The sequence below is a fragment of the Pseudomonas sp. UBA6276 genome (assembly GCF_002438365.1).
Classification (GTDB): domain Bacteria; phylum Pseudomonadota; class Gammaproteobacteria; order Pseudomonadales; family Pseudomonadaceae; genus Aquipseudomonas; species Aquipseudomonas coleopterorum.
Genome location: NZ_DJUS01000022.1, coordinates 17,363 through 42,771, shown reverse-complemented (window position 1 = coordinate 42,771; position 25,409 = coordinate 17,363). Strand labels below are relative to the sequence as shown.

The 25,409-nt window shown below is 62.1% G+C and carries 26 protein-coding genes; 12 read left to right on the top strand and 14 right to left on the bottom strand.

Annotated elements, in window-relative coordinates; translation table 11 throughout:
- Positions 1-54 precede the first annotated feature (54 nt).
- Entirely contained in the window at positions 55-1,254 is a 1,200-nt protein-coding gene (gene tyrS, locus B2V21_RS03245) for a tyrosine--tRNA ligase (protein WP_286916014.1), read from the bottom strand.
- A 210-nt stretch (positions 1,255-1,464) separates the two neighbouring features.
- Here tyrS and B2V21_RS03240 point away from each other — a divergent pair, with 210 nt between their 5' ends.
- A complete protein-coding gene (locus B2V21_RS03240; RefSeq protein WP_286916012.1) occupies positions 1,465-2,928 on the top strand; it encodes a peptidoglycan DD-metalloendopeptidase family protein in 1,464 nt (487 codons plus the stop codon).
- Positions 2,929-2,931: 3 nt separating this feature from the next.
- Positions 2,932-4,023: an anhydro-N-acetylmuramic acid kinase gene (locus tag B2V21_RS03235; protein WP_286916011.1), complete on the top strand. Its 1,092-nt coding sequence runs from the start codon at positions 2,932-2,934 to the stop codon at positions 4,021-4,023.
- Between the two features lie 61 nt (positions 4,024-4,084).
- Here the strand turns inward: B2V21_RS03235 and erpA are convergent, their stop codons facing one another.
- Both erpA and argC read right to left on the bottom strand, forming a co-directional pair.
- On the bottom strand, positions 4,085-4,435 hold the full coding sequence (gene erpA, locus B2V21_RS03230; RefSeq protein ID WP_043192502.1) for an iron-sulfur cluster insertion protein ErpA: 351 nt from the start codon (positions 4,433-4,435) through the stop codon (positions 4,085-4,087).
- Positions 4,436-4,576: 141 nt separating this feature from the next.
- A complete protein-coding gene (gene argC / locus B2V21_RS03225) occupies positions 4,577-5,611 on the bottom strand; it encodes an N-acetyl-gamma-glutamyl-phosphate reductase (RefSeq protein WP_122743236.1) in 1,035 nt (344 codons plus the stop codon).
- 134 nt (positions 5,612-5,745) lie between these two features.
- Between argC and hemJ the strand changes: the two genes are divergently transcribed.
- From hemJ to coq7, 4 genes are all read left to right on the top strand, one after another.
- On the top strand, positions 5,746-6,171 hold the full coding sequence (gene hemJ / locus B2V21_RS03220) for a protoporphyrinogen oxidase HemJ (RefSeq protein ID WP_049862385.1): 426 nt from the start codon (positions 5,746-5,748) through the stop codon (positions 6,169-6,171).
- 96 nt (positions 6,172-6,267) lie between these two features.
- Positions 6,268-7,041 carry an SDR family NAD(P)-dependent oxidoreductase gene (locus B2V21_RS03215; RefSeq protein WP_282348118.1) on the top strand — a complete coding sequence of 258 codons (774 nt, stop codon included), beginning with the start codon at positions 6,268-6,270 and terminating at the stop codon, positions 7,039-7,041.
- A gap of 69 nt (positions 7,042-7,110) precedes the next feature.
- Positions 7,111-7,449: a histidine triad nucleotide-binding protein gene (locus tag B2V21_RS03210; RefSeq protein ID WP_286916010.1), complete on the top strand. Its 339-nt coding sequence runs from the start codon at positions 7,111-7,113 to the stop codon at positions 7,447-7,449.
- 39 nt (positions 7,450-7,488) lie between these two features.
- The gene (gene coq7, locus B2V21_RS03205) at positions 7,489-8,136 is read left to right on the top strand and encodes a 2-polyprenyl-3-methyl-6-methoxy-1,4-benzoquinone monooxygenase (protein ID WP_056845328.1); all 648 of its coding nucleotides are present in this window, start codon (positions 7,489-7,491) and stop codon (positions 8,134-8,136) included.
- Positions 8,137-8,196: 60 nt separating this feature from the next.
- Here coq7 and B2V21_RS03200 read toward each other — a convergent pair whose 3' ends face one another.
- Positions 8,197-8,619: an OsmC family protein gene (locus B2V21_RS03200; RefSeq protein ID WP_090360707.1), complete on the bottom strand. Its 423-nt coding sequence runs from the start codon at positions 8,617-8,619 to the stop codon at positions 8,197-8,199.
- Between the two features lie 200 nt (positions 8,620-8,819).
- Between B2V21_RS03200 and crp the strand changes: the two genes are divergently transcribed.
- On the top strand, positions 8,820-9,458 hold the full coding sequence (gene crp, locus B2V21_RS03195; RefSeq protein ID WP_286916009.1) for a cAMP-activated global transcriptional regulator CRP: 639 nt from the start codon (positions 8,820-8,822) through the stop codon (positions 9,456-9,458).
- Between the two features lie 10 nt (positions 9,459-9,468).
- On the opposite strand, the gene B2V21_RS03190 is transcribed toward crp, so the two are convergent.
- From B2V21_RS03190 to rpe, 7 genes are all read right to left on the bottom strand, one after another.
- A complete protein-coding gene (locus B2V21_RS03190; protein ID WP_286916008.1) occupies positions 9,469-10,158 on the bottom strand; it encodes a lipoate--protein ligase family protein in 690 nt (229 codons plus the stop codon).
- 45 nt (positions 10,159-10,203) lie between these two features.
- Positions 10,204-11,004: an indole-3-glycerol phosphate synthase TrpC gene (gene trpC / locus B2V21_RS03185; RefSeq protein ID WP_286916007.1), complete on the bottom strand. Its 801-nt coding sequence runs from the start codon at positions 11,002-11,004 to the stop codon at positions 10,204-10,206.
- Positions 11,001-12,050 (bottom strand): anthranilate phosphoribosyltransferase, encoded by a 1,050-nt coding sequence (gene trpD, locus B2V21_RS03180; protein WP_286916006.1) that lies wholly within the window; start codon positions 12,048-12,050, stop codon positions 11,001-11,003. The genes trpC and trpD overlap by 4 nt, the downstream gene beginning before the upstream one ends.
- Before the next feature lie 9 nt (positions 12,051-12,059).
- Positions 12,060-12,659, bottom strand: a complete 600-nt coding sequence (locus B2V21_RS03175) for an aminodeoxychorismate/anthranilate synthase component II (protein ID WP_286916005.1) — start codon at positions 12,657-12,659, stop codon at positions 12,060-12,062.
- Positions 12,660-12,736: 77 nt separating this feature from the next.
- Positions 12,737-14,215 carry an anthranilate synthase component I gene (gene trpE, locus B2V21_RS03170; RefSeq protein WP_286916004.1) on the bottom strand — a complete coding sequence of 493 codons (1,479 nt, stop codon included), beginning with the start codon at positions 14,213-14,215 and terminating at the stop codon, positions 12,737-12,739.
- A 59-nt stretch (positions 14,216-14,274) separates the two neighbouring features.
- Positions 14,275-15,093, bottom strand: coding sequence for a phosphoglycolate phosphatase (locus B2V21_RS03165; RefSeq protein ID WP_192066835.1), 819 nt, complete (start codon positions 15,091-15,093; stop codon positions 14,275-14,277).
- On the bottom strand, positions 15,090-15,764 hold the full coding sequence (rpe, locus tag B2V21_RS03160) for a ribulose-phosphate 3-epimerase (RefSeq protein WP_049862401.1): 675 nt from the start codon (positions 15,762-15,764) through the stop codon (positions 15,090-15,092). Before rpe ends, B2V21_RS03165 begins: the two co-directional genes overlap by 4 nt.
- 214 nt (positions 15,765-15,978) lie before the next feature.
- On the opposite strand from rpe, the gene B2V21_RS03155 reads away from it, so the two are divergent.
- On the top strand, positions 15,979-16,923 hold the full coding sequence (locus B2V21_RS03155) for an alpha/beta hydrolase family protein (protein ID WP_286916003.1): 945 nt from the start codon (positions 15,979-15,981) through the stop codon (positions 16,921-16,923).
- A 31-nt stretch (positions 16,924-16,954) separates the two neighbouring features.
- Here the strand turns inward: B2V21_RS03155 and B2V21_RS03150 are convergent, their stop codons facing one another.
- From B2V21_RS03150 to B2V21_RS03140, 3 genes are read right to left on the bottom strand one after another with little or no spacing between them, the layout of a single operon-like run.
- Entirely contained in the window at positions 16,955-17,722 is a 768-nt protein-coding gene (locus tag B2V21_RS03150; RefSeq protein ID WP_286916002.1) for a DnaJ domain-containing protein, read from the bottom strand.
- A gap of 1 nt (position 17,723) precedes the next feature.
- On the bottom strand, positions 17,724-18,383 hold the full coding sequence (murU, locus tag B2V21_RS03145) for an N-acetylmuramate alpha-1-phosphate uridylyltransferase MurU (protein ID WP_286916001.1): 660 nt from the start codon (positions 18,381-18,383) through the stop codon (positions 17,724-17,726).
- A complete protein-coding gene (locus tag B2V21_RS03140) occupies positions 18,380-19,393 on the bottom strand; it encodes an aminoglycoside phosphotransferase family protein (protein ID WP_049862405.1) in 1,014 nt (337 codons plus the stop codon). Before B2V21_RS03140 ends, murU begins: the two co-directional genes overlap by 4 nt.
- Positions 19,394-19,523: 130 nt before the next feature.
- Here B2V21_RS03140 and B2V21_RS03135 point away from each other — a divergent pair, with 130 nt between their 5' ends.
- Genes B2V21_RS03135 through rsmA form a run of 4 tightly spaced genes read left to right on the top strand, consistent with a single transcriptional unit; the run spans position 19,524 to position 25,375 of the window.
- Entirely contained in the window at positions 19,524-22,283 is a 2,760-nt protein-coding gene (locus tag B2V21_RS03135) for an LPS-assembly protein LptD (RefSeq protein WP_286916000.1), read from the top strand.
- Positions 22,258-23,586, top strand: a complete 1,329-nt coding sequence (surA, locus tag B2V21_RS03130) for a peptidylprolyl isomerase SurA (RefSeq protein WP_177327982.1) — start codon at positions 22,258-22,260, stop codon at positions 23,584-23,586. Before B2V21_RS03135 ends, surA begins: the two co-directional genes overlap by 26 nt.
- A complete protein-coding gene (pdxA, locus tag B2V21_RS03125) occupies positions 23,583-24,569 on the top strand; it encodes a 4-hydroxythreonine-4-phosphate dehydrogenase PdxA (RefSeq protein WP_282348103.1) in 987 nt (328 codons plus the stop codon). Before surA ends, pdxA begins: the two co-directional genes overlap by 4 nt.
- Positions 24,569-25,375 carry a 16S rRNA (adenine(1518)-N(6)/adenine(1519)-N(6))-dimethyltransferase RsmA gene (gene rsmA / locus B2V21_RS03120; protein WP_056845315.1) on the top strand — a complete coding sequence of 269 codons (807 nt, stop codon included), beginning with the start codon at positions 24,569-24,571 and terminating at the stop codon, positions 25,373-25,375. The genes pdxA and rsmA overlap by 1 nt, the downstream gene beginning before the upstream one ends.
- Positions 25,376-25,409 lie beyond the last annotated feature (34 nt).

The following is a 25,409-nucleotide window of genomic DNA, read 5'->3' as shown; positions in this document are numbered from 1 at the left end:
GAAGTGGGGCGAATTATAGACACTTCGAATTCGCCGTCAAGCCCTTGTTTTGAATTATTCGATTTTTAGCGTAATGCGGGCGAAAGCCTTCTTGCCGGCCTGTACGACATGAGTTGCGCCCAGCGGGAAGATGAATGCGCGGTCTACCACAGCACCGTCGACGCGGACACTTCCGGCATTGAGAAGATCGCGGGCGCCTGCGGCATTCTTGACCAGCCCTGCTTTATTAAGGATAGCCGCTATAGGCATGTCTTCAGCGGCTGCGACATCCACTTCCGGCAAATCTTCTGGCAGCTCACCATCCTTCATGCGGTTGCCCGCTGCCTTATGGGCGCTCTGTGCCGCGTCCTCGCCATGGAAGCGCGCAACGATCTCTTCGGCCAGCTTGATCTTGATGTCACGCGGATTGGCACCGGCTTCCACATCCGCCTTGAGAGCGTCGATCTCATCCATGCTGCGGAAGCTGAGCAGCTCGAAGTAACGCCACATCAGTGCATCGGGAATGGACACCAGCTTGCTGTACATGATGCCGGGCGCTTCCTGAATGCCCACGTAGTTGCCCAGCGACTTGGACATCTTCTTGACACCGTCCAGACCTTCCAGCAACGGCAAGGTGACGATGCACTGGGCATCCTGACCATAAGAGCGCTGCAGCTCACGCCCCATCAACAGGTTGAATTTCTGGTCGGTACCGCCCAGCTCGACGTCTGCCCGCAGGGCAACGGAGTCATAACCCTGGACTAGAGGATAGAGGAACTCGTGAATCGCGATCGGCTGGTTGCTGGTGTAGCGCTTGTCGAAATCATCGCGCTCGAGCATACGGGCCACGGTGTACTGCGAAGCCAGGCGAATGAAGTCAGCTGGGCTGAGGACGTCCATCCAGGTGGAGTTGAACGCCACTTCTGTTTTGGCAGGATCCAGGATCTTGAACACCTGGGCCTTGTAGGTCTCGGCATTCTCCAGCACCTGCTCACGCGTCAGCGGTGGACGTGTGGCGCTCTTGCCACTGGGGTCACCGATGGAGCCGGTGAAGTCACCTATAAGGAAGATGACCTGGTGACCCAGCTCCTGGAACTGCCGCAGCTTGTTGATCAGCACGGTGTGGCCCAGGTGCAGATCCGGCGCGGTGGGATCGAAGCCTGCCTTGATACGCAGGGGCTGACCGCGCTTGAGCTTCTCGACCAGTTCGGATTCGACCAGCACCTCTTCAGTGCCGCGCTTGATCAGCGCCAGCTGCTCTTCAACAGACTTCATATAAGGTCCTACAACGCTCGGATTCAAAAGGCTCAACGATACAAGATCACGGGTCAAATACAAGGCGCGGGCACAGATGTGGCTCATTGGCGCCAAGCAAACGTCTGCGAGCTTGCTTTGGAGGGGTTTTGGTTATATTTTATACAGTTATTTCATCTTCATCATGTCATTCATCTCATCTTTCCATCTTTAAAAGTCAAAAAATCACCTATGACCAAGCAACCGCCTAAAGCGCCGCCGCTTTATCCGAAGAGCCACCTCGTGGCTGCCAGCGGCCTGGCCGCCCTCCTCAGCCTTGCCTTGCTGGTGTTTCCTTCCAGCGATGTAGAAGCAAAACGCACGAACATGAGCCTGGAAATGCCGGCTCCCGTCGAACAGCTCAAGGACGCCGAACAAGACACCCCGGTTGCCCCGATCGCCGAACAGGCAGCCCCTGCACCCTTCGCCCAGATTGAAACGCCTGCCTCGACCGACACCGAGCACGCTGCACAGCCATCCGAGCATCAAGCCCCCCACGTTGCTGCAACCAAGGAAGCACCCGCTGCCAAGGAAGTCGCTGCCGCGAAGAAAGAGCCGGGACATCGTCAGGTGGTGGTTGCCAAGGGCGACACGCTTTCCACGCTGTTCGAGAAGGTCGGTTTGCCGGCGTCGACCGTGGCCGACGTCATGGGCAGTGACAAGAAGGCCAAACAGTTCACTCAGCTCAAGCGTGGACAACTGCTGGAATTCGAACTGTCGCCGGAAGGCGAATTGCTCAGCCTGCACAGCAAGGTCAGCGACCTGGACACCATCCGGCTGACCAAGGCTGGCACGGGTTTCGCCTTCGAGCGTGAAACCAGCAAGCCGGTGACTCGTGAAGCGTATGCCCATGGCGTGATCAAGAACTCGCTGTCGCAGTCAGCGGCGCGTGCCGGGCTGTCTCATAGCCAGACCATGGATATGGCCAGCATCTTCGGATATGACGTGGACTTTGCTCAGGATATTCGCCAGGGCGATGAGTTCGACATCATCTACGAGCAGCGTGTACTCAACGGTAAGGTAATCGGTACCGGCGGCATTCTCGCTGCGCGCTTCACCAACCGCGGCAAAACCTATACCGCAGTGCGCTATACCAACAAGCAGGGCAACAGCAATTACTACACCGCCGATGGCAACAGCATGCGCAAGGCGTTCATCCGTACCCCGGTGGACTTTGCCCGCATCAGCTCGCGTTTCTCGATGGGCCGCAAGCATCCGATTCTGAACAAGATCCGTGCGCACAAGGGCGTTGACTATGCTGCGCCGCGCGGTACGCCGATCAAGGCGGCCGGTGACGGCAAGATCACCTTGGCCGGTCGTCGTGGCGGCTATGGCAACACCGTGATCATTCAGCACGGCAACAGCTACACCACGCTGTACGGACACATGCAGGGCTTCGCCAAAGGCATCAAGACCGGTGGCAGCGTCAAGCAAGGCCAGGTGATCGGTTACATCGGTACCACCGGTCTGTCGACAGGCCCGCATCTGCATTACGAGTTCCAGGTAAACGGCGTGCACGTCGATCCTCTGGGCCAGAAGCTGCCGATGGCTGACCCAATCGCCAAGTCCGAGAAACAGCGCTTCAACCAGCTGAGCCAGCCGCTGATGGCGAAGATGGACGTAGAGCGCAGCACCCTGCTGGCGAGCAAGCGCTGAGCCATGGCGTACTACCTTGGGGTCATGTCCGGCACCAGTCTCGATGGGCTGGACATCGCCCTGATCGAGCAGGATCAATCCACTCGGCTCGTGGCAACACACTACGTGCCCATGCCCGAGGCATTACGCAGCCAGCTACTGGAACTGTGCGCCAGCGGGCCGGATGAAATCGCTCGAGCTGCCGTCGCCGAAAACCAATGGGTAGCACTGGCAGCCGATGGCATCTCTGCCTTGCTGGCCTCACAGCATCTTGCACCTGCCGACATCCGAGCGATCGGTAGCCACGGACAGACCGTGAGGCACGAGCCAGCTCGGGGCTTCACCGTACAGATCGGCAATCCGGCGTTGTTGGCGGAGCTGACGCAGATCACCGTCGTGGGCGATTTTCGCCGACGCGATGTGGCCGCCGGCGGTCAGGGTGCACCCTTGGTTCCGGCCTTCCACGAAGCGCTGTTCGGTGCCGAAGGTGAGGCGCGTGCGGTGCTCAATGTGGGTGGCTTCAGCAATCTCAGTCTGATCGGCGGCAATCAGCCAGTAAGCGGTTTCGACTGCGGACCTGGCAACGTGCTGATGGATGCCTGGATTCAGCTCAAGCGTGGCCAGGACTATGATCGAGCAGGCGCTTGGGCAGCGACCGGTACGCTGCAACCGCATTTGCTGAGTGCTCTGCTAAGCGATCCATTCTTCGCTGGCAGCGGCCCGAAAAGCACGGGGCGCGAGGTGTTCAACCTGAGCTGGCTGCAACGGCACCTGGACAGCCTTCCTGCGTTCGATGACGCCGACGTTCAAGCAACGCTTCTCGAGCTGACCGCGCAAAGCATCGTGCAGTCGCTGCGTGTCGCCCAGCCGAGCACTCATGCACTGCTGGTGTGCGGTGGCGGCGCTCACAATCAGGCCCTGATGGCGCGACTGCAAGCCTTGCTGTCGGGGACTCGGGTCGAGAGCACGGCAGCGGCGGGTGTCGATCCGGATTGGGTCGAAGCCATGGCTTTTGCCTGGCTGGCTGATTGCTGCCTGCAAGGCATTGCGGCCAACCGGCCTAGTGTGACCGGCGCGCGAGGCCTGCGCGTGTTGGGCGCCATCTACCCGGCCTGAAGCTGGATACCTGAAACGCAAAACGCCGTGCAATTGCACGGCGTTTTTCATGGGCGCTGGATCAGATCGAGAAGGACTGACCGCAACCGCAGGTGGTGCTGGCGTTGGGGTTGTTGATCACGAATCGCGAACCTTCCAAGCCTTCCTGGTAATCGACCTGTGCGCCGGCCAGGTATTGAAAGCTCATGGGATCGACCACGAGACTGACGCCTTCGCGCTCGACGATGGTGTCGTCTTCGGCGACGTCTTCATCGAAGGTGAAGCCATACTGGAAGCCCGAGCAGCCGCCGCCGGTGACGAAGACGCGCAGCTTGAGGCGATCGTTACCCTCTTCATCGACCAGGGTCTTGACCTTGATGGCAGCCCCTTGGGTGAATTGCAAAGCCATGGGGGTAAAGGATTCGACGCTCATGTAGAAGTTCTCCCGGCGTACGCCGTCATAATGCTCAATGGCGGCATTATCCTCTTCTCCTACGAAAATGGTCAAGAATTAGCCAGTGGCTAAAGCAAAGAGGCCCGCAATGCGGGCCTCTGGGCGATGCTGCGGAAATGGTCAGGGCAGCATGCCGGCGTGGGACAGACCGAAGCGTTCGTCCAGACCGAACAGGATGTTCATGTTCTGCACGGCTTGGCCCGACGCGCCTTTGACCAGGTTGTCGATGACCGAAAGCACGACCACCAGGTCGCCACCCTGGGGGCGGTGCACGGCGATGCGGCAGACGTTGGCGCCGCGCACGCTGCGGGTTTCGGGGTGGCTGCCGGCCGGCATGACGTCGACGAAGGGTTCATCGGCGTAGCGCGCTTCATACAGGGCCTGCAGATCGACCGACTTGTCGACCACCGTGGCATACAGTGTGGAGTGGATGCCGCGGATCATGGGCGTGAGGTGGGGGACGAAGGTCAGACCCACCTCGCCACCGGCGGCGCGACGCAGGCCTTGGGTGATTTCGGGAAGGTGACGGTGGCCCTTGACCGCATAGGCCTTCATGCTTTCGCCAGCTTCGCAGAACAGTGAACCAACGCTGGCGCCGCGACCCGCGCCACTGACGCCCGACTTGCAGTCGGCGATCAGACGCGTGTTGTCGGCCAGTCCAGCCTCGAGCAGCGGCAGGAAGCCCAGCTGGGTGGCCGTCGGATAGCAGCCTGGCACGGCGATCAGGCGCGCCTGGCGGATCTGCTCGCGGTTGACCTCGGGCAAGCCATAGACGGCATCGGCCAGCAGCTCGGGCGCACCGTGCGGCTGACCGTACCACTTGGCCCATTCATCGGCATCCTGCAGGCGGAAGTCGGCGGACAGGTCGATGACCTTGGTACCCGCCGCCAGCAGCTCGCCGGCCAGGGCGTGGGCGACACCGTGGGGCGTGGCGAAGAACACTACGTCGCAGGCACCCAGGGTCTTGATGTCCGGGACGCTGAACGCCAGGCCGTCGTAGTGACCGCGCAGGTTGGGGTACAGGTCGGCAACCGGCAGGCCAGCCTCGGATCGGGAGGTGATGACCTCTACCTGCGCCTGCGGATGCTGCGCCAGCAGACGTAGCAGTTCGACTCCGGTGTAACCCGTGCCGCCGACGATACCGACCTTGACCATACACTGCCCTCTTCACGATGCGACTGGAAAGCCTTCGATGATAGGGGCCTGGGGCTTGAGTCACAACCGTTGAGATGACGCGAACGCCGACAGACTCTACTATCGACGCTACCGTGAACCTGAGAAGACCAAAAATGCTTTATCTATGGATCAAGGCTCTGCATATCGTCAGCGTTGTCTGCTGGTTTGCCGGGTTGTTCTACCTGCCTCGTCTGTTCGTCTACCACGCACAGAGCGAGGACACCGTCAGCCGCGAACGCTTTGCCGTCATGGAGCGCAAGCTTTACCGCGGCATCATGACCCCGGCGATGATCGCCACGTTCATCTTCGGTATCTGGCTGATTGCGCTCTCGCCGGGCTGGATGAGCCAGGGATGGATGCATGCGAAGCTGACCCTGGTCATATTGCTGACCGGCTATCATCACGTGTGCGGTGCGCAGATGAAGCGCTTCGCACGGGGCGAGAACAAACGCAGCCATGTGTACTACCGCTGGTTCAACGAAATTCCAGTGCTGATCCTGCTGGCCGTTGTGATCCTGGTGGTGGTCAAGCCGTTCTGAGGTCACGCACAAGCTGTGAGCCCAAACGGGAACGCGCGCGGTAGAATGTCCATATGAAACCGCGCCAGCTCGCCTGGCGGGGGTATGGAGAATTCGATGACCCGTTATGCCATGATCACAGGCGCGTCGGCAGGCTTGGGCCTGGCCATGGCCGAAGCCCTGGCCAGGCGTGGGCGCAGCCTGCTTCTGGTAGCGCGCCAGCGTGACCAGCTTGAAATCATTGCCGCTGAACTGACGCAGCGCTTTGGTGTGGAAGTATTGTTCCGTGCCTGCGACCTGGGCGAACCCCTGCGGCTGTCGGGGTTTCTGTTGGAGCTTGAAGAAAGCGAACGCCAGATCGACCTGTTGGTGAACTGCGCGGCCGTACGCTCCTATGGGCACTTTCTGGCTCAGGACTGGAGCCAGGAACAGGATCTGATCGAACTGAACGTTCTAGCCCTCACCCGCCTCTGTCACGCCTTGGGCAATGCCATGGCCGTGCAGGGTGGTGGGCAGATCCTGAATGTCGCCTCACTGGCCGCCTTTCAGCCCGGCCCATGGATGAGCAGCTATGCGGCGAGCAAGGCCTATGTGCTGCATTTTTCCGAAGGGCTGCGCGAGGAACTCAAGCAGACCGGGGTGAAGGTTTCGGTGCTGTGTCCTGGACCGGTACGCTCCAGCCAGCGGCGCATTCCGCGCCTGGCGAACAGCTCGCAGGTGCTGGACCCCGAGCAGGTAGCGCTGCAGACGGTGCGAGCGCTGGCCCGCAATCGCGCGGTGATCGTGCCCGGGCAGCGCAATGCCTGGCTGGCCAGGGCTCCGCGCCTGGGCTCACGGTGGCTGACGCGCATCGTGAGTGGATGGATCAACAAGGCTTTCGCCCCCCATTGAAGCCGGCAAGGCTGGGCGCTGGGCACAAGCCTCAGTACACTGAACCTTCGACTGCCATGGAGATGCATTGTGGATACTTTGTTTACCAAGATCATCAACCGGGAGATTCCGGCCAAGATCATCTACGAGGATGACCAGGTACTGGCCTTCCACGATATCGCGCCACAGGCCCCGGTGCATTTTCTGGTCATCCCGAAAAAACCCATCCGCACGCTCTACGACTTGACCGAAGACGACAAGGGCCTGGCTGGACATATCCTGTTCACCGCCCAGCGGCTGGCCAAGGAGCTGGGTTGCGAAGAGGGCTTTCGGGTGGTCATGAACTGCAACGAACTGGGCGGTCAGACCGTCTACCACATACACATGCATGTACTGGGACAGCGCCAGATGAACTGGCCACCCGGTTGAGCGGCATTCATGCAGGCCAGGTTTTCAACGGAGGTGCCCATGGCTACCCAGCGTCACTACTCGCCCATTGATCGTTTGCTGCTGCAGGCCGATACGGCCATGCGCACGCTGTTACCGTTCAGCGGACATCCATCGCGACCCTCGCCGGCGCTCGTCCAGCCCGAGGTGACGATGGACAAGCAGCAGAGTCGGCACGTGGCCGGCCTGATGCGCATCAATCATACCGGTGAGGTCTGCGCTCAGGCGCTGTATCAAGGCCAGGCCCTGACCGCGAAGCTGCCCCAGGTGCGCAAGGCCATGGAGCATGCGGCCGAAGAGGAAGTGGACCACCTGGCGTGGTGCGAGCAGCGCATTCGGCAACTGGGCAGCCACACCAGTGTGCTCAATCCGTTGTTCTACGGCATGTCGTTCGGTATCGGCGCGGTAGCAGGCGTCATCAGTGACCGGGTGAGCCTGGGTTTCGTGGCAGCGACCGAGCATCAGGTGGTCAAGCATCTGGATGAGCACTTGCTGCAACTGCCCGCCGAAGACGTCAAGTCGCGGGCGATCCTGGCGCAGATGCGCAGTGATGAGCAAGCCCATGCCGAATCGGCGCTCGACGCAGGCGGGGCCAGGTTTCCGGCGCCGTTGCGCTTTGGCATGAGCCTGTTGGCCAAGGTCATGACCAAGAGCACCTACCGGATTTGATTGTTTGCGGCAGATAGAACAGGGGCGCTCGATGAGCGCCCTTTTCATTTGTTCTTGAAGTCAGCCCAGTTCGACGATTTCGTAGTCATGGGTGATGTCCACGCCGGCGCGACCCAGCATGATGGATGCCGAGCAATACTTCTCTGCCGACAGCTCCACTGCACGCTTGACCTGAGCTTCTTTCAGGCCGCGGCCCTTGACCACGAAGTGCAGGTGGATCTTGGTGAAGACTTTCGGGTCTTCGCTAGCGCGTTCGGCTTCCAGAAAGGCTTCGCAGCTTTCGATGGGCTGGCGCGATTTCTTGAGGATGCTGACCACGTCATAGTTGCTGCAGCCGCCCAGGCCCAGCAGCAGCATTTCCATGGGGCGCACGCCGAGGTTGCGGCCGCCGCTCTCGGGAGGTCCGTCCATGACCACGACATGGCCGCTACCCGACTCGCCCAGAAACATGGCCTCGCCGGCCCACTGAATACGCGCCTTCATCTTTCCGGACTCCCGTGTTCATAAAGCGGGTGAGCTTAACACAGCGCACCTGTAACAATTCGCGAGGTCGAAACGGTCAAATCCCACGTTCTGCAGTCAAATGCCGTGTGACCACACTATGTGTCTGATAAGCTGACGCCAATGTACTGGCGTATTGCCGTGATTCATGCAAGATCGATTGCCCTTTCCGGAACCAAGCCATGACTGCTGCCGCGCACAAGATCAAGAACCTCGAAAAGCTGCTCGCGCAAGGTCAGCGCCATCGATTTGCCGCGAAGACCACGCTGATCACGGCCGGTGCACGGGATGACACCCTTTCGTTGATTCTCAAGGGCTCGGCAACGGTGATGATCGAGGCCGAGGAAGGCCGGGAGTTGGTGATTGCCTACCTCAATGCCGGAGACTTCTTCGGTGAGCTGGGTCTTTTTCAGTCACCCCATGGCGCACAGGCACACGATGCCTGGGTACGTGCCAGGACCGAATGCGAAGTGGTGCAGATCAGCTACACCGCGTTTCGCGAATTGGCTCAGCAGGAGCCGGACATGCTCTATGCAGTGGGTGGGCAAATGGCGCAACGTCTGCGCGACACCACGCGCAAGGTGGGCGACCTGGCGTTCTTTGATGTGACTGGGCGGGTAGCTCGTTGCTTGCTGGATCTGTGCAAGCAGCCCGACGCGATGACCCACCCCGACGGCATGCAGATCAAGATCACGCGTCAGGAAATCGGCCGCATCGTGGGCTGTTCACGGGAGATGGTCGGACGGGTTCTCAAGGACCTGGAAGAGCGCAGCGTGGTCCACGTGAAGGGCAAGACCATGGTGGTGTACGGCACCCGCTGACCCGTCAGGCTCAGGCCAGTGCTGTTAGCATTTGGGTATAGGCCACTTGCAGCTCGTCGATCAAATCCGGTGCAGGATGACGCTCGTGCAGTGCTATATGGCTGGAGGCCTTGACGCGCTGCTCCAGCCCACACTGCTGATTGAACAGATTGACGGCGGCCGCCATCGATTCGCGCTCGTCCTCCATCAACATCGCCCCGTGAACCAATACCACCGGACGCGTGCCGCTCAGGCCCTGGCGCCAGCGCTGTGCCGTGCCCACCCATTTGCGGCCGTCGAGATTGACGTTGAAGCGGCCATCGCAGAAGGCGCCTTCTATTTCGCCCAGTGACGCGCTGCCACCCAGGCGCTCGAGGGCATCGAGCAAGGGCTGGCACAGGCGGCGGTAGGCCGTTTCGATACGGTGTTGGTCGCCTTCCTGCTGCGGGGCCACATACACCAGCGCGACGTTGATCGTCGAGGGCGACTGTGGCACCGGTTCGCCGCCGGTCTCGCGCAGCAGCACGGGCCAGCCGCTGGCAGCCGATGCGAGGCTGGCCTGCTCGAAGCCATCGAGGCGGCTCATGCGTCGCGGCATCACCAAGGTGCGATCGGTCGGGCACCAGAACAGCAGGCCCCAAGCCTGCTCGCCCTTGCAGACGCTGCCGAGCAGATCCTGCTCGGCACGCAACCCCTGTTCCGTAGGCAAATGCTCAAGCATGAGGGGTGATACTCGTGTGAGGTGAAGGTCAGGAAGACCGTTGACTCAGGGGAAAAACAGTCGCTGCAGCTCAAGGCCTGGATCTTCGGCCCGCATGAACGCTTCGCCGACCAGGAACGAGTAGACCTCGTTGATTTCCATTAGCTGGACATCGGCGCGGTTGAAGATGCCGCTCTCGGTGATCACCAGGCGATCGCGCGGGATACGCGGCAGCAGATCGAGCGTGGTTTCCAGGCTGACGTCGAAGGTGTGCAGGTTGCGGTTGTTGACGCCGACCAGCGGGGTGTCCAGGGTTTTCAGTGCGCGCTCCAACTCATCGCCGTCGTGGACTTCGACCAGCACGTCGAGGCCAACGCCCTTTGCCACTGCGGCCAGCTCGGCCATTTGCGCATCCTGCAGCGCCGAGACGATCAACAGGATGCAGTCCGCCCCCAATGCGCGCGCTTCGACCACCTGATAGGGGTCGATCATGAAGTCCTTGCGGATCACCGGCAGCTGGCAGGCAGCGCGCGCCTGTTGCAGGTACAGGTCGGCCCCCTGGAAAAAGTCGATGTCGGTCAGTACCGACAGGCAGGTAGCGCCGCCTTTCTCGTAGCTGGCAGCGATGTCGGCGGGTACGAAGTGCTCGCGGATGACACCTTTGCTGGGCGAGGCTTTCTTGACCTCGGCAATGACCGCTGGCTTCTTCGAAGCGGCCTGGGCGATCAAGGCCTGGGCAAAACCACGCGGCGCATCGGCTGCGGCGGCAAGGCGCTCGAGTTCGGCCAGGCCGACTCGTTCGCGACGCTCGGCCACTTCCTGCGCCTTGCGCGCCAGTATGTTCTCTAACACCGTAGGCACGCTCATGCTTCGTTCTCCTGCTTGAATACAGCGGTAAAGGCACCCAGCTCCTCGAGCTTTTCGCGGGCCAGGCCGGTGTGCAAGGCATCGTGCGCCATGGCCACGCCCTCTTGCAGGCTGCTCGCCACATCGGCGGCGTACAACGCTGCGCCGGCATTGAGGACGATCATTTCGGCGGCTTTCTCGCCATGTTCGGTCTTGCGTCGACCCAGCGCATCGCGGATCAATTCGAGCGAAGCCGCCGGGCTGTCGACCACCAACCCGTGCAAGCTCTGGCTCTTGATGCCCAGGTCTTCGGGCTCGACCCAGTATTCGGTGACTTCGCCATCCTTGAGCTCGGCGACGAAGGTTGGCGCGGCCAGGCTGAACTCGTCCAGACCGTCGCGCGAATGCACCACCAGTACGTGTTTGCTGCTCAGGCGCGCCAGCACTTCGGCCAGCGGTCGGCACAGGGCCTGGGTGAACACACCGACCACCTGATGCTTGACGCCTGCCGGATTGGTCAAGGGCCCGAGCATGTTGAACAGGGTCCGCAGGCCCAGATCGCGGCGCGGGATGGCGGCGTGTTTCATGGCGCTGTGATGAGCCTGGGCGAACATGAAGCCGATGCCGACGCTGTCGATGCAGCGGGCGACCTGAGTGGCGTCCAGGTTGAGGTAGACGCCGGCAGCTTCGAGCAGGTCAGCGCTGCCGCTCTTGCCCGAGACCGCACGGTTGCCATGCTTGGCCACCGTGCAACCGGCCGCCGCGACGACCAGTGCCGAGGCAGTGGACACGTTGAAGATGTTGGCGCCATCGCCACCGGTGCCGACGATGTCGACCACCTTGTCCAAGGTCCGCAGTTCGACCTTGCTCGCCAGCTCGCGCATCGCCGACACGGCGCCGACGATCTCGTCGATGGTCTCGCTTTTCATGCGCATGCCCATCATGAAGGCGCCGATCTGCGCTTCGCTGCATTGGCCGGTCATGATGTCGAGCATCACCGTGCGCATTTCCTCGGTGCTGAGGTCCAGCTGGCTGACGATACGGGTCAGCGCGCTTTTGATATCCATGGGTATTCCTTAGCCCTGGCGGCTGCCGCCGGTCTGCTTGAGAAAGTTGGCGAACAGCTCGTGGCCTTGCTCGGTCAGGATCGATTCGGGGTGGAACTGCACACCCTCGACATTCAAGGTCTTGTGCCGCAGGCCCATGATCTCGTCCACCGTGCCGTCTTCGTGTGTGGTCCAGGCCGTCAGCTCCAGGCACTCGGGCAGGGTCTGCGCCTTGACTACCAGGGAGTGATAGCGGGTGACGGTCAATGGGTGGCTGAGACCTTCGAATACACCCAGGTCGGTGTGGGTGATCGGGCTGGTCTTGCCGTGCATGACCAGCCGAGCGCGCACCACGTCACCGCCGAAGGCCTGGCCGATCGACTGATGGCCTAGGCAGACACCCAGGATGGGCAGCTTGCCGGCGAAGTGGCGAATGACGTCAAGAGACACACCGGCTTCGTTGGGCGTGCAGGGTCCGGGCGAAACGACGATGCGCTCCGGGGCCAGGGCCTCGATTTCGGCGATGGTCAGTTCATCGTTGCGGATGACCTTGACGTCAGCGCCAAGCTCGCCCAGGTACTGGACGACGTTGTAGGTAAAGGAGTCGTAATTGTCGATCATGAGCAACATGGTGCTTAACCTCTCGAATCTGCTGACGGGTCACCGGTTGTCTGGAACCGGTGAACACTGGCTTGCCGGGTCCGGTATCAGTCTGGCGATTGCTCGGCCAGGGCCACGGCCTTGAACATGGCGCGACGCTTGTTCAGCGTTTCTTCCCATTCCAGGGCAGGCACCGAGTCGGCCACGATGCCGCCGCCAGCCTGTACGTGCAGTTCACCGTTCTTGATGACCGCGGTACGGATGGCGATCGCGGTATCCATGTTGCCGTTCCAGGCGAAGTAGCCGACCGCACCGCCGTAGACACCGCGCTTGACCGGTTCCAGCTCGTCGATGATTTCCATGGCGCGGATCTTCGGGGCACCGGACAGGGTGCCAGCCGGCAGGATGGCGCGCAGGGCATCCATGGCGGTCAGGCCCTGCTTGAGGTGGCCGGTCACGTTGGACACGATGTGCATCACGTTGGAGTAACGCTCGATGACCATCTTCTCGGTCAGCTTCACCGAGCCAACTTCCGATACCCGGCCCACGTCGTTGCGGCCCAGGTCGATCAGCATCAAGTGCTCGGCGATTTCCTTGTCATCCGACAGCAGGTCGACTTCCAGCGCATGATCGGCTTCTTCGGTCGCGCCGCGCGGGCGGGTTCCGGCAATCGGCCGTACCGTGATCAGGTCGTCCTCGACCCGCACCAGCACTTCGGGCGAGCTGCCGACTACGTGGAAATCGCCGAAATTGAAGAAGTACATGTACGGCGTTGGGTTGAAGCAGCGCAACGCGCGGTACAGATCGATCGGCGCGGCCTTGAAGTCGATGGACATGCGCTGCGAAGGGACCACCTGCATGACGTCGCCTGCCAGGATGTATTCCTTGATGATGTCGACGGCGCCTTCGTAGTCGGACTGGGTGAAACTGGAACGAAACACCGGGTCGGCAGCTTGCGGACGATTGAAGTCCAGCCCGCGGCGCGGCGCGATGGGCTGGCGCAGGCGGTCCATCAAGGCTTCGAGCTGGTCGCGGGCCTGCTCGTAGGCATCGGCCTGCGCAGGATCGGCCAGGACGATGGCGTGCATCTTGCCAGCCAGGTTGTCGAACACCACCACGGCATCGGAGACCATCAACAGGATATCCGGAACGCCCAGCGGATCCGGGTTCGGGCACTGGCCCAAACGCTTCTCGACGTAACGCACGCAGTCATAGCCGAAATAGCCCACCAGGCCACCGTTGAAGCGTGGCAGGCCAGCGATGGTCGGCACGTTGTAGCGGGCCTTGAAGGTCTCGACGAAGGCCAGCGGGTCTTCGACATCGCAGGCTTCGATCTCGACGCCGTCGCAGGTCACGCTGGCATGGTAGCCGTGAACACGCAGGACGGTGCGGCACGGCAGGCCGATGATCGAGTAGCGGCCCCATTTCTCGCCGCCCTGTACCGATTCCAGCAGATAGGAATTGGGCTGGTCGGCCAGTTTCAGGTAGATGGACAGGGGTGTATCGAAGTCGGCCAGAGTTTCGTGGGCCATCGGGATACGGTTGTAGCCTTCGGCGGCCAGGCGCAGGAATTCTTCGCGGGTCATGATTCAGCCTCGTGATGGAGGGGTCGAACGGTCTGTGGGCAAACGCTGGAACGGGAAAGTCAGGCGCGCCAACGCCAGCGGGCCAGGGCCTTGATGACTTTCATCCAGAGTTTGCGAGTGACCACCACGATGGAATCTCTATGAGCGGGGGAGTTGCCGTGGGCCAACGTTATCCCAGTGGCCGGATCGAAGCAACCAGGCATCAGTGCGCGCAGATCGTCGATCACCAGTGCCGGTGATTCCTCGGCGATCGGTCGGCCATGGTTGTAACCGTAGCTGAGCGCGATACAGTTCACGCCCGCAGCCTTGGCGGCTTGCACGTCACTGCGCGAATCGCCGATGAACAAGGCGTGCTGCGCCTTGACCTTGGCCATTTTCATGACGAACAACAGGGCTGCCGGATCGGGCTTCTGCTGGGGTAGCGTATCGCCGCCGATGATCCACTTGAAATAGCGTCCAAGGCCCATCTGGTCCAGCAGGGGCGCGACGAAGCGTTCCGGCTTGTTGGTGATCAGGGCCATCTTCACGCGTTTCTTGTGCAGCCACTTGAGGGTTTCGTGAACCCCTGGGTAGACCTGGGTCAAGGCATGGCTTGCGGCATAGGCCGCTGAAAACAGCTCGAGGGCGTGTTCGGTTTCCGCCTCGTCGATGTGCTGGTGATCGATGCCGCCTGCCAGCGCACGGCGAACCAGCACGCGGGCACCGTTGCCGATCCATTCGCGCACGGCTTCGATCCCGGCCGGCTCACGGCCCAGCTGGGCCAACATGGTATCGACGGCGGCGGCCAGATCAGGCACCGAGTCCACCAGGGTGCCGTCCAGGTCGAACATCACCAAGCGCGGCAGACTGCCGGGAAACAGCCGCTCTAGGGCGCTCATGAGCGGGCCAGCGTCAGTTCCGTGCGCATTTGCTCGATCACATGGCGGTAGTCGGGCGCGTTGAAGATGGCCGAGCCGGCGACGAAGGTGTCGGCACCGGCTGCGGCGATCTCGCGAATGTTGTTCACGTTGACGCCGCCGTCGATTTCCAGGCGGATTTCGCGCCCGCTGGCGTCGATCAGAGCGCGTGCTTCACGCAGCTTGTTCAGGGTGCCGGGAATGAACTTCTGGCCGCCGAAACCGGGGTTGACGCTCATCAACAGGATCATGTCGACCTTGTCCATGACGTATTCGAGCAGGTTCAGCGGGGTTGCCGGATTGAAGACCAGACCGGCCTTGCAACCACCTTCGCGGATCAACTGCAGCGAGCGGTCGATGTGCTGAGTCGCTTCGGGGTGGAAGGTGATGTAACTGGCACCCGCCTCGATGAAGTCACCGATGATACGGTCGACCGGGCTGACCATCAGATGGACATCGATGGGCGCACTGATGCCGTACTTGCGCAGCGCCGCACAGACCATCGGGCCGATGGTGAGGTTGGGGACGTAGTGGTTGTCCATCACGTCGAAGTGGACGATATCGGCGCCCGCGGCGAGTACGTTATCGACTTCCTCGCCCAGGCGGGCGAAATCCGCAGAGAGGATGGACGGGGCAATTGCGAAGGGCTGCATGGCGCACCTATTCAGGCTGGAATCACGGTGGCGCGCATTGTAGCTCAGGTGCGATGGGCGGGCGAATCGCGCTGGAACGCATTGCAGAACCGGGGGCGGAGCGAAGGGGGAACATTCGCTGTGAACGACCTTTGCGTGGATGGCACTAAGCTATAGGCTTGGAATTTCAACCGGTGTCGAACACAAGAATCATTGATCTGGACGGAAAGTACCGATGAAAGCTGTTCACATCAGAGCGGTCTGCCTGGCATTGCTCGTTCCGCTGCACGGCTTTGCGCTGGCCGAGGACGCCGCACCGGCGAAGGATGCGGCAGATGTTCGTCAACCTTTGCCTGAGCGCAGCGTCGAGGATGCCCAGGCACTGGAACGTCAACTGCCTGCCAGCGAGCAGCAACAGTTGCAGGCCGGCAGCGACGAGTTCCTGTCGCTGTGGCGTCCAGCCAATACTGCCGATGCGCAGGGTACGGTCATCATCGTGCCAGGTGCCGGGGAAACCGCGGACTGGCCGCAGGGCGTGGGGCCGTTGCGGCGCAAGTTGCCGGACGCGGCGTTCAACAGCCTGAGCCTCAGCCTGCCGGACCTGGTCAGCCAGATGCCTTCGGCTAGGCCAGCCGAGAAGCCGCCATTGCCGGTGACTACCGAAACCCAGGCGACGCCGCCGGACGCCGGCGCCGGGGTGGAAAAGGCCACAGCGCAGGATGCCGAAGCGGCCAGCCCCGAGGTGCAGTTGCAAGACCCGATGAAGGTGGACGCCGAGCGCATCTTTGCGCGCATCGAAGCAGGCATCGCTTTCGCCCAGCAACACAACTCGCGCAGCATCGTATTGGTAGGTCATGGCAGCGGTGCCTACTGGGCGACCCGCTACATGGCCGAACGGCAACCTGCACACGTACAGCGACTGGTGTTGGTGGACACGCGCACGCCGGACAATGCACCCCAGCAGATCGACGAGTTGGCCGCACTGCTCAAGGTGCCGACCACGGACATCTTCTACAGCGATCGTCAGGCGGCGGCTGCTGCTGCGCAACTGCGTCTGCAAGCCAGCAAGCGCAACAAGGGCGCGGTGTATTCCCAGGTTTCGCTCAAATCGCTGCCGGACAGGGATGCACAGGCCGAGCAGTTGTTCCGGCGGGTCAAGGGTGCCTTGAGCGCGCAGTAGACGATTGCGCGCTCGCCAGCGGACCGGCCCATCAACGCAGATCGCGGCGCTCGCGGATCAGGCTGTAGGCGTTGTGCAGCTCACGGGTGCGGTCGGTCGCCTCGCGAATCTGCGCCGGGGTTGCGCCACTGCCGACCAGCTTGTCGGGGTGATGTCGGCTCAAGAGGCGCCGGTAGGCGCGCTTGATCTGATCCGGCTCGGTGGTCGAGGACACTCCCAGCAAACGCATCGCTTCTTCGTAGGCACCGCCACGCTTGGTCACCGGTCTGTGGCGCGGCTCGTAGTCCTGCCCCAGCCCCTGCACGCGCGCCGACGACCAGCCCAGCCACTTGCCCCAGGTGACCACCAGCTCGCGTTCGGCGGTTCCGGCGCGACCATCGGCCCAGACCATCCGCCAGCAGGCACGCAGCATGCCTTCGGCGGAATTGGGTTGATGCTTGAGGCGCAGCAGGTGCCCGCGCAACTGATCACCCCCCGCCTTGCCCCGATTGAATGCACCGATCGCGCGGCGACGTGCCTGCTCGTTGAGGTTCAAAGAGCGCATTTCCAGGCGCGCCTGCTGGATATGCGCCGCGAGCACTTGGCCTTCAGCCTTGGCCACCCGGCCCAGCAGGACGAACAACAGCTCTTCGTCGCGCAGCACCGACTTGCCCTTGAGCCGATCCAGCAATTCCCCCCAGGTCTGTAACCTGAGATGGCGATCCAGCGCTTGACCAAGCACCAGGCCCAGCAGCGCGCCTGGAATGTCGGCAATGGCATAACCTGCCGCTGCGCCGGCTACCGTTGTGGGCCACAGCATATCAACCCCGCTCGGCCAAGAGCCGATCCAGGTCGCTCAGCCGCTGCGGCGTGCCGACGTCGATCCACTGACCCCGGTAGTGCTCGCCGGTCACCTGCCCCACGTCCATCGCACGGCGCAACAATGGCGCGAGCTTGAACGCGGTTTCGCCATGGCCGTCGAACAGCTCGGGGTCGAGCACGGCGATGCCGCTGTAGGTCAACCCGGGCTGGTCGCGCACCTGGCCTTCGAGCAGGGTGAAGTCACCCTGCGGATGCTGGGCCGGGTTGTCGACCAGTACCAGATGAGCCTGGCCCGCCAATGGGCCGCGCAATTGGCTGAAATCGTAGTCAGTCCAGATGTCGCCATTGACCACCAGAAACGGTGCATCACCCAGCAGCGGTAACGCCTGACGAATGCCGCCGCCGGTTTCCAGCGGTTCGGTCTCGCGCGAATACTCGATGGCCACACCATAACGAGCGCCGTCGCTCAGGTAGTCTTCGATCTGCTGGCCCAGCCAGGCGTGATTGATCACCACGTCGCTGAAGCCCGCCTTGGCCAACGCGAGCAGGTGGTATTCGATCAACCGTTTGCCACCAACGCTCAGCAACGGCTTGGGCGTGGTCAGGGTCAGCGGGCGCATGCGCTCGCCCTTGCCTGCCGCCAGGATCATGGCTTTCATGAGGACACTCCAAGGCTTTTGAACAGTTGACCCAGTTCAGCCAGCTCGGGACGCCGCGCCAGTACCGTTTCTATATAAGAGAAGAAACGCGGTACGTCGGCCAGGTAACGGGGTTTGCCGTCACGATGGCAGATACGGGCGAAAATGCCGATCACTTTAAGATGGCGCTGCACGCCCATCAGGTCGCTGGCACGGCAGAACTCGGCAAAGTCCAGCTGCACCGGTATGCCCTGCTCGCCTGCCTGCTCCCAGTAGCGCTGCAGCCATGCCTGCACACGCTCCTCTGGCCAACTGAGAAACGCATCTTTGAACAGGCAGGTGATGTCGTAGGTAACCGGACCATAGACCGCATCCTGAAAGTCCAGCACGCCTGGATTAGGCTCGCTGACCATGAGATTGCGCGGCATGAAGTCGCGATGCACCAGTACCTTGGGCTGCGCCAGGGCGCTGTCGATCAGGCGCGTGCTCACGCGTTGCCAGGCCGCCAGTTGCTCGGCGTCCAGCTGTTTGCCCAAGGCCTTGCCAACGTACCATTCCGGAAACAGTTCGAGCTCGCGTCGCAGCAGTGCCACGTCGTAGCTGGGCAGGTCGCCGCTGGCCGGTAGTTTCTGCAGCGCCAGCAAGGCATCGATGGCGTCGGCGAACAGCGCTTCGGCGTTGTCCGCATCGATCACGTCCAGGTAGGTCTGGTGGCCAAGATCGCTCAACAGCAGGAAGCCACGCTCTAGGTCCTGGGCATGAATCTGCGGCACATTGAGGCCGGCACTCGCCAGCAATTCGTCGATTTTCACGAACGGTGCGCAGTTTTCCTGGGGCGGTGGCGCGTCCATGACGATAAAACTGCGACCCTGGCCCTGCCAGCGGAAGTACCGACGAAAACTGGCATCGCTACTGGCCGCAGTCAACGTGGCCGGGGGTACGGCGCCCCATTCACGAGCCTGGAAGAGTTTCTCCAGTTGCTCGTCGAGCCATGTTTTGAGGTGTTGCAGGCGTACATCTTGATCAGGCATTGCAAGGGTCTCCGACGGCGCTAGCCGTCAAGCGGGTCATGCTTTATTATCCAGCATCTTTTTCAGACCATCGAGAGGCGTGCGGCCCCCCCGCGGGCAAGATGGCACGCAGGAAGCCCGGACTAATAAGATGGCATTGAAATCCCCCGCGTTTCGTAAAAAATTTCCGTTGCTGGTCACTGGCGGTTTGCTGGTGATGCAACCCATGGCCACCCAGTTCGTCTTTGCTGCAGAGCAATTCGACTGCCAAGTCTCCGCTGCCGGTGCCTGGGACTGCAACCCCAAGGCCTCGGCTGCGCAGTTGCCGCCACGCCCCGTGCACGACGGCGCGGCGGTGGCAGGCAGTGGCGGCGGCTCTTCGCGTGAAGAGAAGACCGTCGGCCCGGTGGCCGTCACCCAGAGCAAGGGCCGTGGCCTGACCTCGCGCAGCGCCGACTACAGCCACCTGGACTGGGTACCGCGCAGCAAGCTGACTGCCGCGCAACTGGCCGAAACCGGGCCGTACTGCTCCGGTGCGTACATCGAACCCGTGCGTCCCGGCATGAGCGACAACACGCCCAAGAGCGAGTCACCGACCTTCATCGGCGCCAAGGCTTCGCGCTACCAGACCGAAGAGCAGATCGCTTCGCTGGCCGGTGACGTGGTGATGCGCCAGGGCAGCATGCAGATCGAGGCCGACGAGGCCAGCCTGCATCAGGCCGAGAACCGTGGTGAGCTCAACGGCAACGTCAAGCTGCGCGACAACGGCGCGCTGGTCGTGGGCGACCACGCCCAGGTCCAGCTCGACACCGGCGAGGCCCAGGTCGACAACGCCGAATACGTGCTGCACAAGTCGCGCATCCGCGGCAGTGCGCTGTACGCCAAGCGTGCCGAAAACGCGATCATCCGCCTCAAGGACGGTACCTATACCACCTGTGAGCCGGACAGCAACGCCTGGCAGCTCAAGGGCAACAACATCACGCTGAACCCGGCCACCGGTTTCGGCACCGCGACCAACGTCACCCTTCGGGTAAAGGATATTCCGGTGCTGTACACGCCGTATATCTACTTCCCGATCGATGACCGTCGCCAGTCCGGCTTCCTCCCGCCGTCCTTCGCCACCGACAGCGACAGCGGCTTCACCCTCGTCACGCCGTACTACTTCAACCTGGCGCCCAACTACGACGCCACGTTGTATCCGCGCTACATGGCCAAGCGCGGCGTGATGATGGAAGGCGAGTTCCGCTACCTGACCAAGACCAGCGAAGGCCAGTTCGGCGGTGCGTACCTCAACGACGAGAACGACGATCGCCGCCTGCAGTCCGACTACGACAAGACCCGCTGGATGGTCAACTGGCAGCACAAAGGCGGCCTGGATTCGCGTCTGACCACCGAAGTCGACTACACCGACATCAGCGATCCCTACTACTTCCAGGACCTGCAGTCCGACCAGATCGGCGTCGAGCGCCACGACTGGATCAACCAGCAGGGTGCCCTGACCTATCGTGGCGATACCTACACCGCACGCTTGAACGTTCAGGCGTACAAGCTGGCGACCGTGGCGGACATCACTCCGTACAACCGCATGCCGCAGATCACCTTCAACGGTGCACTGCCTTACCATCCGGGTGGTCTGGACTTCACGTACAACAGCGAGATCGTTCGTTTCGAGCGTGATCTGCGCACCGGTACGTTCATCAACGAAGATGGTTTCAGTGATCGCCGTATCGACAACAACGTCTCCGGCCTGGCCCGCGCCAACGGCAACCGCCTGAACCTGGAACCTGGTGTGGCCCTCCCGCTGAACTGGAACTGGGGCTTCGTGCGTCCGTCGCTCAAGTACATGTACACCCAGTACGACCTGGATCTGGACAGCCGCGGCAAGAACACCCTGCTGGCCGACGAGCGTTTCAGCAGCTCGCAGAACCGTGGCGTACCGATCGCCAGCATCGACAGCGGCCTGTACTTCGATCGCGACACGCAGATGTTCGGTACCAACTTCCGCCAGACCCTGGAGCCGCGCCTGTTCTACCTCTATGTACCTGAGGAAGACCAGACCGACATTCCCGTGTTCGACACGTCGGAAACTACCTTCAGCTACGGTTCGTTGTTCCGTGAAAACCGCTTCACCGGTACCGACCGCGTGGGCGACGAGAACAAGCTCTCGCTGGGCGTGACCAGCCGCTGGATCGAAGACAACGGTTTCGAGCGTCAGCGTGTCAGCGTCGGTCAGGCCCTGTATTTCCGGGATCGCGAAGTGCAACTGCCGGGCGTCGACTTCAAGACCCGCGACGATGCACAGGCCAACGTTTCGCCGTACGCCCTGGAATACGAATACCGCTTCAACCGCGACTGGCGCTTCAGCTCGGATTTCAACTGGGATCCAGACAGCCGCAGCACTCGTTCGGGCAGCGCGATGTTCCACTACCAGCCTGAAGACAACCCCAACAAGGTGGTCAACCTGGGCTATCGCTACCGCGACGACACCGTGCACTACGATTCGGCGACCGGTCGCTGGACCTTCGGTGGCGACTACGGTCAGCCGGGCGATCCGAACTACGTGAAGGACTACTACAAGATCCAGCAGCATGACTTCTCGGTCATGTGGCCGATCGTGCCGCAGTGGAGCGTCATCAGCCGCTGGCAGTTCGACTACAACCGCAACCGCACGCTGGAAGCCTTCGGTGGTTTCGAATACGACAACTGCTGCTGGAAGATGCGTCTGATCAACCGTTACTGGGTTGACTACGACGAATACAGCCAGGCCGCCCCGCAGAACGAAAAAGGCGACCATGGCATCTTCCTGCAAATCGTGCTGAAGGGCCTCGGTGGCGTGGTAGGCAATAAGGTTGAGGGTTTCCTCGACAAGGGCATTCAAGGTTATCGTGAACGTGAAGACCAAGCTATGTGATCTGCTGCGCCCAGTCGTGCTGGGCGCCATGCTGCTGGGCACCACGGCGCACGCCGCGGTGCAACAGCTGGACCGTGTCGTGGCCATCGTCGACAACGACGTGGTCATGCAAAGTCAGCTCGACCAGCGCGTCAAGGAAGTGCAGCAAACCATCGCCAAGCGTGGCGGCAGTGGTGGCGTGCCTCCCGCCAGCGTCCTGCAACAGCAGGTGCTGGAACGCCTGATCGTCGAGAATCTGCAACTGCAGATCGGCGAGCGTTCCGGCATTCGCATCACCGACGAAGAACTCAACGGTGCCATCGCCACCATCGCCCAGCGCAACAACATGTCGACCGCGCAGTTCCGCGCCGCATTGGCGCATGACGGCCTGTCGTATGACGATGCGCGCGAGCAGGTGAAGCGCGAGATGATCATCAGCCGCGTGCGTCAGCGTCGCGTGGCCGAGCGCATCCAGGTGTCGGAGCAGGAAGTGAAGAACTTCCTCGCTTCGGACCTGGGCAAGATGCAGCTGTCCGAGGAACTGCACCTGGCCAACATCCAGATCCAGGTTCCGGAAAGCGCCAGTTCGGCGGCCATCCAGGCAGCGGCCAGCAAGGCCGAAGACATCTATCGCCAACTCAAGCAGGGTGCCGACTTCAACAAGCTGGCCATTGCCAGCTCGTCGAGCGAAAACGCCCTCGAAGGCGGCGACATGGGCTGGCGCAAGCCGGCGCAGTTGCCACCACCTTTCGATCGCATGCTGAGCACCATGCCGGTTGGTGATGTCACGCAACCAGTGCGCACGCCTGTGGGTTTCATCATCCTCAAGGTGCTGGACAAGCGCGGCGGCGGCGTCCAGACCGTCGACGAAGTGCACGTACGCCACATTCTGCTGAAGCCGAGCGAGATTCGCAGTCCGGCGCAAACCGAAGAGCTGGCGCGCAAACTGTACGAGCGCATCGAGAACGGCGAAGACTTCGCCACCCTGGCGAAGAATTTCTCGGAAGATCCAGGCTCGGCACTCAACGGTGGCGACCTGAATTGGGTCAACCCACAGTCGCTGGTACCCGAGTTCCGCGAAACCATGGCCTCGACGCCAGTGGAATCGGTCTCGCGTCCATTCCAGACGCAGTTCGGCTGGCACGTTCTGCAGGTACTCGGCCGCCGCGCGACCGACAACACCGAGCAGGCCCGCGATCAGCAGGCAATGAACGTGTTGCGTAACCGCAAATACGACGAAGAGCTGCAGACCTGGATGCGCCAGATCCGCGACGAAGCCTACGTTGAAATCAAGCTGCCTGGCGCCGACCAGGCTGCACAGTGACACCCAAGCGTTTCGCGTTGACGCCCGGCGAGCCGGCGGGCATAGGTCCTGACCTGTGCCTGCTGCTCGCCGCGCAATCCCAGCCTCATCCCCTGATAGCCATCACCAGTCGTGACCTGCTCGCCGAGCGGGCCGCGCAACTGGGGCTGGCCGTCAGTCTGCTGGCAGTCGATGCCGACGCCCTCCCCGACCATCCTGCGCCCGCTGGCAGCCTGTACGTATGGGATACACCGCTGGGCGCGCCTGTGCGTACAGGTGAGCTGGATACAGCCAATGCCGCGTTCGTGCTGCAGACCCTGACCCGTGCGGCCCAAGGCTGTCTCGACGGTCTGTTCGCAGGCATGATCACCGCGCCGGTGCACAAGGGTGTCATCAACGACGGTGGCATCGCGTTTTCCGGGCATACCGAATTCCTCGCTGACCTCACCGCGACCGAACAGGTAGTGATGATGCTGGCCACCGGCGATCTGCGCGTGGCGCTGGTGACCACTCACCTGCCGCTGCGCGACGTAGCCGACGCAATCACCGCCGAACGCCTGGAGCGGGTCACGCGCATTCTGCATGCCGACCTGCAGGGCAAATTCGGCCTGGCTCGCCCGCGCATCCTGGTCTGCGGCCTCAACCCGCACGCCGGCGAGGGCGGCCACCTGGGTCGCGAAGAAATAGACATCATCGAGCCCACCCTGGAGCGTCTACGCACCGAGGGCATGGATCTGCGCGGGCCGCTGCCTGCCGATACGCTCTTCACTCCCAAATACCTGCAGCATTGCGACGCGGTGCTGGCGATGTATCACGACCAAGGCCTGCCCGTACTCAAGTACAAGGGCTTTGGCGCGGCGGTCAACGTCACCCTGGGGCTGCCGATCATCCGCACCTCCGTGGACCATGGCACCGCCCTCGACCTGGCCGGGACCGGCAAGGTCGATACCGGCAGCCTGCGCGTCGCCCTCGACACCGCCTATCGAATGGCCGAGACATTTTAATGACCGAGCAATACCAACACCGGGCGCGCAAGCGCTTTGGTCAGAACTTTCTTCATGACGCCGGCGTTATCGACCGTATCCTTCGCTCGATCCATGCCAAGCCCGGTGAACACCTGCTGGAAATCGGACCGGGCCAGGGCGCGCTGACCGAAGGCCTGCTGGGCAGCGGCGCGCAACTGGACGTCGTGGAACTGGACAAGGACCTGGTGCCCATTCTCAATCAGCAGTTCGCAGGCCGTGACAACTTCCGTCTGCACCAGGGCGACGCGTTGAAGTTCGACTTCACCAGTCTGGGTGCCGAGCCCGCTACCCTGCGCGTAGTCGGCAACCTGCCGTACAACATTTCCACACCGCTGATCTTCCATCTGCTGCACAACGCCCATCTGATTCGCGACATGCATTTCATGCTGCAGAAGGAAGTGGTCGAGCGCATGGCTGCAGGGCCTGGCGGTGGCGACTGGGGTCGTCTGTCGATCATGGTTCAGTACCACTGCCGCGTCGAACACCTGTTCAACGTCGGACCCGGTGCGTTCAATCCACCGCCCAAGGTCGATTCGGCCATCGTGCGACTGGTGCCTCATACCACCCTGCCCCACCCGGCCAAGGATCACCGCCTGCTCGAGCGTGTCGTCCGCGAAGCGTTCAACCAGCGCCGCAAGACCTTGCGCAATACCCTCAAGGCGTTGCTGCCCAATGAGGCGATCGAAGCGGCAGGCGTCGACGGCAGCCTGCGGCCCGAGCAGCTCGACCTGGCGGCTTTCGTACGCCTGGCCGATCAATTGGCCGAACGAAGCGACGCGCTCTGACCTCTAACGTGGACCACTCGTTGGTCCACAGGCC